This window comes from Acinetobacter sp. TGL-Y2 (genome assembly GCF_001612555.1).
GTDB lineage: Bacteria > Pseudomonadota > Gammaproteobacteria > Pseudomonadales > Moraxellaceae > Acinetobacter.
On the sequence record NZ_CP015110.1, the window covers coordinates 2,317,713 to 2,328,492 of the forward strand.

The 10,780-nt window shown below is 38.3% G+C and carries 9 protein-coding genes, 1 tRNA gene and 1 pseudogene; 9 read left to right on the forward strand and 2 right to left on the reverse strand.

Translation table 11 applies throughout. The features are described 5' to 3' along the window. The first annotated feature begins 169 nt into the window (after positions 1 to 169). Complete coding sequence (gene argG, locus AMD27_RS11030) at positions 170 to 1,510, forward strand: argininosuccinate synthase (RefSeq protein WP_067660372.1); 1,341 nt, start codon at positions 170 to 172, stop codon at positions 1,508 to 1,510. Positions 1,511 to 1,593: 83 nt separating this feature from the next. Here the strand turns inward: argG and AMD27_RS11035 are convergent, their stop codons facing one another. Then, entirely contained in the window at positions 1,594 to 2,829 is a 1,236-nt protein-coding gene (locus AMD27_RS11035) for a GGDEF domain-containing protein (protein WP_171254800.1), read from the reverse strand. Positions 2,830 to 3,216: 387 nt separating this feature from the next. On the opposite strand from AMD27_RS11035, the gene pyrC reads away from it, so the two are divergent. From pyrC to AMD27_RS18745, 7 genes are all read left to right on the forward strand, one after another. Then, positions 3,217 to 4,251 carry a dihydroorotase gene (gene pyrC / locus AMD27_RS11040; protein WP_067662975.1) on the forward strand — a complete coding sequence of 345 codons (1,035 nt, stop codon included), beginning with the start codon at positions 3,217 to 3,219 and terminating at the stop codon, positions 4,249 to 4,251. Beyond that, the gene (gene rnt / locus AMD27_RS11045) at positions 4,236 to 4,895 is read left to right on the forward strand and encodes a ribonuclease T (RefSeq protein ID WP_081405969.1); all 660 of its coding nucleotides are present in this window, start codon (positions 4,236 to 4,238) and stop codon (positions 4,893 to 4,895) included. Before pyrC ends, rnt begins: the two co-directional genes overlap by 16 nt. Positions 4,896 to 4,914: 19 nt before the next feature. Further along, a tRNA-Glu gene (locus AMD27_RS11050) sits at positions 4,915 to 4,990 on the forward strand. Between the two features lie 200 nt (positions 4,991 to 5,190). After that, complete coding sequence (locus tag AMD27_RS19165) at positions 5,191 to 5,571, forward strand: TonB-dependent receptor plug domain-containing protein (RefSeq protein ID WP_228140658.1); 381 nt, start codon at positions 5,191 to 5,193, stop codon at positions 5,569 to 5,571. 52 nt (positions 5,572 to 5,623) lie between these two features. Beyond that, complete coding sequence (locus AMD27_RS11055) at positions 5,624 to 7,708, forward strand: hypothetical protein (protein ID WP_228140659.1); 2,085 nt, start codon at positions 5,624 to 5,626, stop codon at positions 7,706 to 7,708. Positions 7,709 to 7,893: 185 nt separating this feature from the next. Continuing rightward, on the forward strand, positions 7,894 to 8,835 hold the full coding sequence (locus AMD27_RS11060; RefSeq protein ID WP_067660381.1) for a hypothetical protein: 942 nt from the start codon (positions 7,894 to 7,896) through the stop codon (positions 8,833 to 8,835). 32 nt (positions 8,836 to 8,867) lie between these two features. Then, positions 8,868 to 9,017 (forward strand): hypothetical protein, encoded by a 150-nt coding sequence (locus AMD27_RS18745; protein WP_171254801.1) that lies wholly within the window; start codon positions 8,868 to 8,870, stop codon positions 9,015 to 9,017. A gap of 76 nt (positions 9,018 to 9,093) precedes the next feature. On the opposite strand, the gene serC is transcribed toward AMD27_RS18745, so the two are convergent. Then, positions 9,094 to 10,173: a 3-phosphoserine/phosphohydroxythreonine transaminase gene (serC, locus tag AMD27_RS11065; protein ID WP_067662978.1), complete on the reverse strand. Its 1,080-nt coding sequence runs from the start codon at positions 10,171 to 10,173 to the stop codon at positions 9,094 to 9,096. A gap of 259 nt (positions 10,174 to 10,432) precedes the next feature. Here serC and AMD27_RS18175 point away from each other — a divergent pair. Further along, positions 10,433 to 10,762: pseudogene (locus AMD27_RS18175) on the forward strand (type I restriction endonuclease); the annotation flags it as partial. Between the last annotated feature and the right edge of the window lie 18 nt (positions 10,763 to 10,780).

Below are 10,780 nucleotides of genomic sequence, written 5' to 3' on the forward strand. Positions count from 1 at the left end.
TGTAAAACCATCGTTTTCGCCATATTAATCTGTTTTTTAAATTAAAAAAAAGATTTCCACTGACAACACTCTAAAATTTATATTGAAGAGTGTTATAATGATGCCTTCATAAAATTCTCTCTGGACACCCATGTATGTGGTGCCTCTTTCGAAATAGTTAGGACGAGCAATGACTGATAATGCAACGATCTTGCAGAATGTACCAGTGGGCAAAAAAGTGGGTATCGCCTTTTCTGGTGGTCTAGATACTTCAGCAGCTTTATTGTGGATGAAGCAAAAAGGCGCAGAACCTTATGCTTATACAGCAAACTTGGGTCAGCCTGATGAAGAAGACTATGACGCGATTCCACGTAAAGCTGAAGCGTACGGCGCTGTAAAAGCTCGCTTAGTCGACTGCCGTTTACAGCTTGCACTTGAAGGGATTGCTGCCATTCAATGTGGTGCATTCCATATCAGTACCGGTGGTGTTCCTTATTTCAATACGACGCCACTTGGTCGTGCAGTAACAGGGACAATGCTTGTTACCGCAATGAAAGAAGATGACGTGAACATTTGGGGTGACGGCTCAACCTATAAAGGAAACGACATTGAACGTTTCTATCGTTATGGCTTGTTGACCAATCCTGCGCTTAAAATTTATAAACCGTGGTTAGATCAAACTTTTATTGATGAACTCGGTGGCCGTGCAGAAATGTCACAGTTCCTGATCGACAATGGTTTCGACTACAAAATGTCAAAAGAGAAAGCATATTCAACCGACTCGAATATGTTAGGCGCGACTCATGAAGCAAAAGATCTTGAATATCTTGATGCTGGGATCAAAATCGTAGATCCAATCATGGGCGTTGCATTCTGGAAAGATGACGTAGAAGTAAAAGCTGAAGAAGTTTCAGTGACTTTTGAAGAAGGTATGCCAGTTGCATTGAATGGTCAGCGTTTTGACAATCCGGTTGAATTGATCCTTGAAGCGAACCGTATCGGGGGCCGTCATGGTCTAGGGATGTCGGATCAAATCGAAAACCGTATTATTGAAGCAAAATCTCGTGGTATCTACGAAGCTCCGGGTATGGCACTTCTTCATATCACTTATGAACGCCTTGTAACGGGTATTCATAATGAAGATACCATTGAGCAATACCGCATTAATGGTTTACGTTTAGGTCGCCTACTTTACCAAGGTCGTTGGTTCGATTCACAGGCGCTGATGCTTCGTGAAACTGCGCAGCGCTGGGTTGCGAAAGCGGTTACAGGTACGGTTACTTTAGAGCTTCGTCGTGGTAATGACTTCACCATTATGAACACTGAATCTGAAAACCTCACCTATGAAGCTGAGCGTTTAACGATGGAAAAAGGTGATTCTGTATTTACCCCAATGGATCGTATCGGTCAGTTGACTATGCGTAATCTTGATATTACAGATACCCGTGCTAAATTGGGTATTTACACCAATGCGGGCTTGCTCGCTGTGGGTACAGGCTCTGCAGTTCCACAGCTTAAAGACAAAAACTAATCCGTCGTATTAAGAAAAAAACCGCTCAATGAGCGGTTTTTTTGTGCGGATTGATCACATTTCAGCATTGATTAAGCTATGTATTACAAAACCTGATAACGATCGCGTCCTTGATTCTTTGCTAAGTACAGCGCTTGATCTGCAATTTTTAATAATTCAGGATAACTCATCTCATACTGTCCTTCATAAACCGTCATACCAATACTGACCGTCAAATAATCTGCAATACTTGAATTCTGATGTTCAATTTTTTGGGCCCGTATATCATCTAAAATGTTTTTTGCGACTTGTGCAGCCTCGTTATGACGAGTATCTTTGAGTAAAATCACAAACTCTTCTCCACCGTAGCGAATAGTTGCATCACCTTCATCAACATGTCTTAACAATGTTTGAGCAACACGAATCAGTGCATTATCGCCATGATCATGCCCATACAAATCATTATAAAGTTTGAAATAATCCACGTCGATGAATAAGATAGCAAAGGGCTTTTTAGTATTTTTGGTTAGATCAATCGCATCTTGCACATGCTGTTCAAAGCCCCGACGATTCCCCAACATGGTCAGTGTATCTTGTTGACTCAATTGAATAAAATGTTGATTTAATTGTGAGTAGATTTGCTTGTCATAGTCAATAATAATGGATTGTAAAAAGCGAATTCGTTCAGTCGAAATAGACAATACCGAGAGCGCCAAACCCACAAAATTAGACAATATAATAGTGTTGGTAATCACCCAAATCGGCAGCTTAACGCTCGTTACCCACAAATAAGTACATGCAATGACTGCTGAAATCATACTGGCAAGGAAGGTGGTTTTCGGTCTTAAGCCTGAACATAAATAAGCAAACATTAGAGCGAAAACAATGATTAATGTGCCACGCCATGTCATGGAAAGCGAATGCATGGACAACAGAACAGATTGAACAACACTTAAACCGAAACAAATAATACCTGCAACTACTTGTGAATAATAACGATTCCAAGCAGGTCGCCGTGCCATAGCAAAAATAGTGAATAATGCAATCCAGCCTGTACCATACGAAATCAAAGTCAAACTTACATCGTTAAAACGATGCTCTGGCTCAGTGGTTAAATAATTTAGTGGCAAACTAATACATTCAAAAATAATAAAAATAATAATGGTGGGCACAATTGCACGAACAATCATCTTAATCAGACGATCTTCACGATCTTTCCAGAACTGCATTTCTAAATCATGTTCAAATTTAGAATTTAGCTTGCGATGATGTTTCTCAAGCAATTGCTCGATTTTATTTTTTTGTTGTTCTAATTGATCTATATTAAATTCGGATTTCATTGTTTGCAGATAACAACCTGTAAGTTTATTATTTTTATCCATCGATTAGTTAGTGTTAATCTAACTTAAATATTAACACTTATTCAATAAAATCAAAATATTAATCTAAGCAACCTATATTTCAATATCAGAATAAACTCTCAAACACTTCAGTTAAATGATAAAATATCACACTTTTAAAAATTAAGACCAAATCAACCTGATCTGAAGTTCGAGCATTTCGATGTATTTCTGCTCAACTCCATAACAATAAATGAGCAAGCGATGTAATCTTGACGATTGAGTTGACATTTTGGCAACCCAATACAACATTTTATTAATGATTGCGGTTATCAATTTCACACTTTTTGGATTATCATCTAGCTTATTTTTTCAGTAATGATTGCCGTGAATACGATTACTCTGCTTCAACCTGATGATTGGCATGCCCATTTACGTGATGGTCTTGCACTGAAGCGTACTGTGCCCGATTTAGCTCGTCAATTTGCTCGTGCGATCTGTATGCCCAATACTGTTCCACCGGTAAAAACGGTTGAGGAAGCCAATGCCTATCGTGAACGAATTTTGGCAAATGTACCTGAGAATGTAAATTTTGATCCACGCATGGTGCTTTACTTTACAGACCACACTCCACCGAGTGAAGTGCTCAAAATTAAACAGTCTGAACATGTCAACGCCATCAAGCTTTATCCAGCGGGTGCAACCACCAACTCAGACAATGGTGTCAGTGATATTCGTAAAGTCTACGGCGTGATTGAACAATTAGAAGAACATCAAGTGCCGCTGCTCTTACACGGCGAAGTCACCCACAATCATGTGGATATTTTTGATCGTGAAAAGCGTTTTCTCGACGAAGTCCTTTCTCCTTTATTGAAGCAATTTCCAAAACTTAAACTGGTTTTAGAGCATATCACCACCAGCGAAGCTGCACATTTTGTCCTTGAACAAGATCGTAATGTGGCTGCCACCATTACACCGCAACATTTGTTATTTAACCGCAATGACATGTTGGTCGGTGGTGTTAAACCGCATTTCTACTGCTTACCAATTTTAAAGCGTCAAACCCATCAGCAGACCTTGCTTGAAGTGGCGACCAGTGGCAGCCCTAAATTTTTCTTAGGTACAGATAGCGCACCGCACTCAAAAGATGCAAAAGAAAATGCATGTGGCTGTGCAGGCTGTTATAGTGCGCCTACTGCAATTGAGCTGTATGCACAAGCATTTGATCAAGTCGGTAAAATCGAGCGCTTAGAAGGCTTCGCAAGTCATTTCGGTGCAGATTTTTATGGTCTTCCTCGTAATACCAACACCATTACTTTGGTGAAAGAAGATCATATTATTCCTGAAAGTCTAGATTATCTAGATGGGGAAAAGATTATTCCTTTATATGCCGGTAAAACCATTCATTGGAGAAAGGTGTGACAACTGAAATACAACCAGTCATTGCTCAACGTTTTCGCGGGTTTTTACCCGTTGTAGTCGATGTTGAAACTGCTGGTTTTAATGCAGATACAGATGCATTACTCGAAATTGCCTGCATTCCTATTATTTATAATGATGAAGGTCAATTTGTTCCGGGTGAAGCGCATCATGCACATATCAATCCTTTTGAAGGTGCAAATTTAGACCGTCGCTCGCTCGACTTCATTGGCATTGATCCATTCAACCCTATGCGCGTAGCCATGGCAGAAGATGAAAAAACCGCACTTAAACGTATGTTTAAAGCAGTGAATGAAGTACGTAAGCAACAACAATGTACCCATGCGGTATTGGTTGGGCATAACGCACATTTTGACTTAGGCTTTGTTAAAGCGGCTATTACGCGTACTGGCACCAAAAACCAAAATCCGTTTCACAGCTTTTCTGTATTTGATACGGTGACATTAAGCGCAGTCATGTTTGGTCAAACGGTTCTTGCAAAATCCTGTATTCAGGCTGGAATAGAGTTTGATGGCAAAGAAGCTCACTCTGCCCTGTATGACACGCAAAAAACTGCTGAACTGTTCTGTTATATTTTGAACAAACTCGCACCTCATTTACTTGACACTCTGCTGGCGGATCAATAAGATACGCCATCTTTAAAACGTCCCTATCGTCTAGAGGCCTAGGACATCGCCCTTTCACGGCGGTAACCGGGGTTCGAATCCCCGTAGGGACGCCAATCTTTTCCTCTCCTATTTACACTATAAAAATAAAATAAGTTTAGTAATTGCTTAATTGTTTCACTTCATTGATTATTTATATTGAAAATCATTCTCATTACTATTGTTTGAAATGCTTAAATAAATGATAATCGATCGCGTTATTATTCTCCTCTAAACCCTTATGTCATTCGTTCGCTCAAAATTAAGTTTAGCTATCATGGCTACATTAACCACCTCAGCATTTGCTAACGAAAACACGTCAAAGTCCAACCATGAGACCGAGCCTTCTGTAAAATTAAATACCATCATCATTGAAGCTGATCAAAGCAGTGAAGTGGGTAAAACAGTTTATTCAAAAGAAGACCTGCAAAAAACGCCAAATAGCTCTAAAAATATTACAGACTTTTTAAAAGTAAATCCTAATGTGCAATTTAGCAATGATCACCGTGCAGCAAATTCCCAAGCCGAATTAAAACCCGCAGAGATATCCATTAATGGTGCACAATCATTTCAAAATAAATTTGTGATTAATGGCGTAAGTAACTCTAATGTCCTTGATCCAGTAGGAATGGGTACATCTTATACAGGTATAACTTAATTCAGGTTCACAAGGTGTTGCGATCAATACTGATTTATTGTGTAAACTTGAAGTGTTAGACAGTAATGTTTCTGCCAAGCACGGAAATTTCACTGGTGGTGTCATTGGTGCGGACACCTGTGCTCCTGATACAGAAATTGGTAAAATACATGGCAGTATTAGCTATGACTACACCGAAAGTGATTGGTCGAGTTATCATTTGAAGACCGAGGCAGATAAAGGGCTATTTAAAGATGAAGCAAATCAAGCCAATCAAAAAGAATATACACGCCAAGGGATAAACACCAATATTTACAGCAAACTCTCAGATGTATGGGGTATTAATTTATTTAGCTCGCATCGAGAATCTAAATTACCTATTGCAAGTGGTTTCGAAGATCATCCGATTATTAATCAACAAAAGAAAAATACAAATTTAGGGGCAACTGCTTTTTATGAACCATCTGAAAAAATTGCAGCTAAATTTGGTTTTACATTAGGTGATTTAGAAGATAACAACTATACAGAATCTCGCCGATATTCTCACAATACCGTTCAGAATGATTCAGTCTTATTATTTGGTGAATTCAGTCAAAATACAGACTTTGCCGAATTTAAGCATAAATTAAATTTTCAAAATATTACCAATCAAAGAGACTGGGAAAACAATTCAGGTAAAATTTGGTTATATGCAGAAGGTAGTAAAGACTGGGGAAATGCAAGTAAAGTCATGGAAGGCTCGCTTGGCTCAGATCTTAAACTGGATCAACGATCCATAAATTATGAATTCGATGCAACTTGGAATAGCTTTAAATTTGCAAACAGCACACATCAAATCAATTTTGGAGTACGCTATAGATATGATGACGTTTCTTGGGCTCGACCAAGTGATACCACCCTCTTTGCTGCTACCACACATAACAATAACCCTGACAACATCACTTTACTTGATTTAAAAGGGCAAAGTTGTTTGGCAAATGACCCACTTTGTGATGAAGCAACAACTAACGCTTTTCCTTATAAAGATAAAAATTACGTATACCAAGGCCAATATTTTGTTAAAGGCACTTTATATCGGGCAGGTACATTTAATCGCACTTATGAGCAATCATTTGCTTATTTAGAAGATACGATAAAATGGAATAATTTTATTGCTCGATTTGGATTACGTGCAGATTACGACAGTGCGAATAACAATCTAAATTTTGCACCACGTCATAGTTTGAGTTATCAACCCTTTGACGACAATACACTTACTTTTGCTACAGGTTGGAATCGCTATTATAGTGCCCCAATCTATATCACTGATTTACAATATGAAATTTCAAATTTAAAATATGTAATTACACGTCCTGATCATTTGACTGAATGGAATGCAAAAGAAGATGGTGATACGAGCAGTACACGTAAATCAGATTTAAAAACACCGTATGCAGATGAACTCGTACTTGGATTGAATACTCAATTTAAAAACACAAATTTGAGTTTAAAATCGGTGAATCGTCAGTATAAAGATGAAATTACGCGAAACCGCACTGACATTCCAGCTAATGACGTTTACAAATATTCATATGAATATGGCAATAGTGGTTATGGTGAATCTGACACCTATACATTCAGTGCCAATACAATCTCCCCTATAAATGCCTTAGGTGCTAAACATCATTTTGGTTTAGCGATTGACTACAACGAACGCTTCCGTGGTACACCTGATTACACCACGAACCTTACTGAAGAAGATCTATCAGAATGGATCTCATATGATGGTAAATTTATCCAGTATGGTGATCGACCCGCATCAAACTTTAACCAACCATTTACCGCTCGTGTGACTTGGGATATTAATTTTGATTATGCACCGATAAAAATTTCTAACTTCTTTAGCTATAAAGATGAATACAAACAAATTCTTTCAACCAATAATAAAGTTGAATATGAAGGCCAAAAAGTTGACACCTACATCAGTCAAAAGATTAAACCTCGTTTTACTTGGGATATGCGTGCGACCTACGATTGGAAAATGAATCCTGATTACCACACCATTTTTGGTTTCACGATCAATAATCTGACAGATCGTAATAATTTATATGTTTCAGATAGCAAACTTTACTCTGAAATCGGTCGCCAATTCATTGCCGATGTCACCTTCAAATTCTAAAGCAAAACATTACAACAAGAGTGCTTGCGCACTCTTTTTTCTAATTTGATGACCAAAATAAGCCGCGAACTCATCTAAACCGATTAAATCTCTGCTTTAAATGAGGAAATTACATATCGGGACTTGAAAAATAACAATCATCCTCGATATTAATGTCATAAGTCACTCAAATTTAAAATGAGCATATGAACAATCAAAACAGACCAGAAATTATTCGCATTGAAGATCAAAACTTTGGCAGCCATGTAGAACATTGGAACCTATTGACAGACGATCCAAGCAATGATGTCCCAAAATGGTTAGGTTTGGCACTCAATGCTCCGATCATGCCCATGGGTATCTGCGAACAAGAAAGTGACATGGACAGCAGCACATGGCTCATACAAGGTCCAAGTGCTGCACCTGTACAACTCGCACAAGTGATTGCGGTTGAAGACAATAAACCCAAAGCCGTTAAAACAGCCTTTCCTATTTTTGAAAGCCCCTACACACTTGACGCAAAAATTGAAAGAATCATCACCTGCACCAGCAACACTCAAGCGGTTTTACAACTGCAAGTCAGTCCAAACAGTGTGGTTTATGCATTTGATAACCTTTATTCAGTTAATCATGCACACTATGAAAAAGAGCAAAAATATAAAGTTCAACTAAATGCTTGGGCCTATAGTTTAGAAAAAGTATCTGATCAAGAACAAATCATTGTCGATGATCCTGCTTCGATTAAACATCATCGCGCATTGAATGAAATATTGAGTGAAAATAATGGCATTCCACCAGAAAATCTACAACAATTGATTGACGCTTGGGAGCCTAAAAATGACTTTGACAAAGAGCCAGTAACCGTAGATTTTTCGAAGATGGTCGCCTATTTATATGGTGAAACCTTGGGTCAAGAAGATGAAGCGTGGTTCCAAGGCAAAGTGGTGGGCAAAACTGAAATGCAATTTATGCAGCAGGTTTATACCCTTTATGATGTCACCTTAATTCTTGATGAAAATCAGCCTGCAACGCTCATTCGTATTGCAACTAAAGACGATTTATTCAAAAATTTTGAAATTGGTCAATATATTCGCGGTAATCTCTGGATTCAGGCGAATATTTATGCTAAAAATACAATAAATAAATAGGATTTAACTAAAAGTAGAATTTAGGCTCCTGAATGAAAATGATACCGGAACAATCTACAAGCTTAATGAACCCTCCTCGCCCGCGTTTACGCGTTGATGCTGGTGCTTACTGCTTCTTTATTTTAGGTATGTTTTTATCTGCCATGATTCTACATTTAATGGGCATTTTCCCTACATTTTAGTTATTTCATATTTCAAACATATTTCAGTTGTAATAAAAAACCCTCATTCGAGGGTTTTTTATATCTAGAGAATGAATTAAGCATTGCGCTTAGCAAAGTCTTCCATGAAGTTGACTAGTGCTTGTACGCCTTCTAAAGGGACAGCATTATAAATACTTGCACGCATACCACCCACTGAGCGGTGGCCTGCAAGATTCAGTAAATGATGCTGTTCCGCTTCTACCAAGAACTGTTTTTCAAGTTCAGGTTTTGCCAAAGTAAAGGGTACGTTCATCATTGAGCGGTTTTCTGGCGCAATTGGATTTGCATAGAAATCACTTGAGTCAATATAACCATAAAGCAACTTAGCTTTAGCAATATTCACTTGATGAATGGCTTCTACACCACCTTGCGACAGTAACCATTCAAACACCAAACCAGACAAATACCATGCATAGGTTGATGGTGTATTGACCATAGAATCATTTTTGGCTTGGTCTGCATATTTTAAAATGCTTGGAATTTCTGGTTTCGCTTGATCAAGTAAATCTTCGCGAATAATCACGAGCGTCAAACCCGCTGGTCCAATATTTTTCTGAGCACCCGCATAGATCAGACCAAATTTGCTGACATCAATTGGCGTAGATAAAATACTGGAAGATAAGTCTACAACGAGCGGTTTATCTGTTTTGGGAATACTGGCGAACTGAAGTCCACCAATGGTTTCGTTATCTGCATAATGTACGTAAGCAGCATCACTCGATAAATTCCACTTGCTTTGATCTGCAATTGCACTTTTACCATCTACCATTGTACCTGCTTGAACAACATTAATTTGACCATAACGCTGAGCTTCTTTGAGCGCTTTTTCAGACCAAATACCTGTGTGGATGTAGTCTGCTTTATTATTTTTACCCAATAAATTGAGTGGAATCGCAGCAAATTGCAGCGATGCACCACCTTGAAGGAACAATACTTTGTAATTCTCAGGAATATTCATGAGTTTACGTAAGTCTGCTTCTGCTTTTTCCGCGACTGAGATGTAGTCTTTGCTACGGTGGCTCATTTCCATAATGGAAAGTCCCTTGCCTTGCCAATCGAGCATTTCAGCTTGGGCTTTCTCTAAAACGGCAGTGGGTAATGCAGCAGGACCAGCACAGAAGTTGTACGCGCGCATGTTTTTTCCTTTCAAAGTGAAACACAATAAAATCATGGCATTTAATCATATCTGTTGTGGTATTGCACAAAATTATTTCAATCTTAGACTCAAGATACAGTCAAAAAATCAATATGGAATAATATGATAGATAGAATGCCCTGCTCTCAAATAAGCAATAAATTGAATAATTTTGTTAAATGTCTGAGTTTCTTCATAAAACAATTAGGATGAATAAATAACGAACAAAAGTTAAACTATTTTTTATACGGGGTAATGTATGCAAGACTTTATTAATTGCCTAAAACTACATATAGAACATGTTAATCGTGTCGGGCAACATTGCTCGACCGAAGAAACAACCAAACAAGCCTTAATTTTCCCTTTACTCGATATATTAGGATTCAGCCCTTTTGACCTTACCAAAGTCCTAGCGGAATTTGCTGCAAACTTTCCGGGCGCATAATCTACAGAGCGTGTTGATTATACCCTGTATTGCAATGGTCAAACTGTGATGTTAATTGAGGCAAAGACATATACCAGCAATCTAACCAATCATGCTCCGCAGCTTTCGCGCTACTTTAATTCTACAATTGGCGTGATCACCAATTTTATCGCGCCGTAGGAA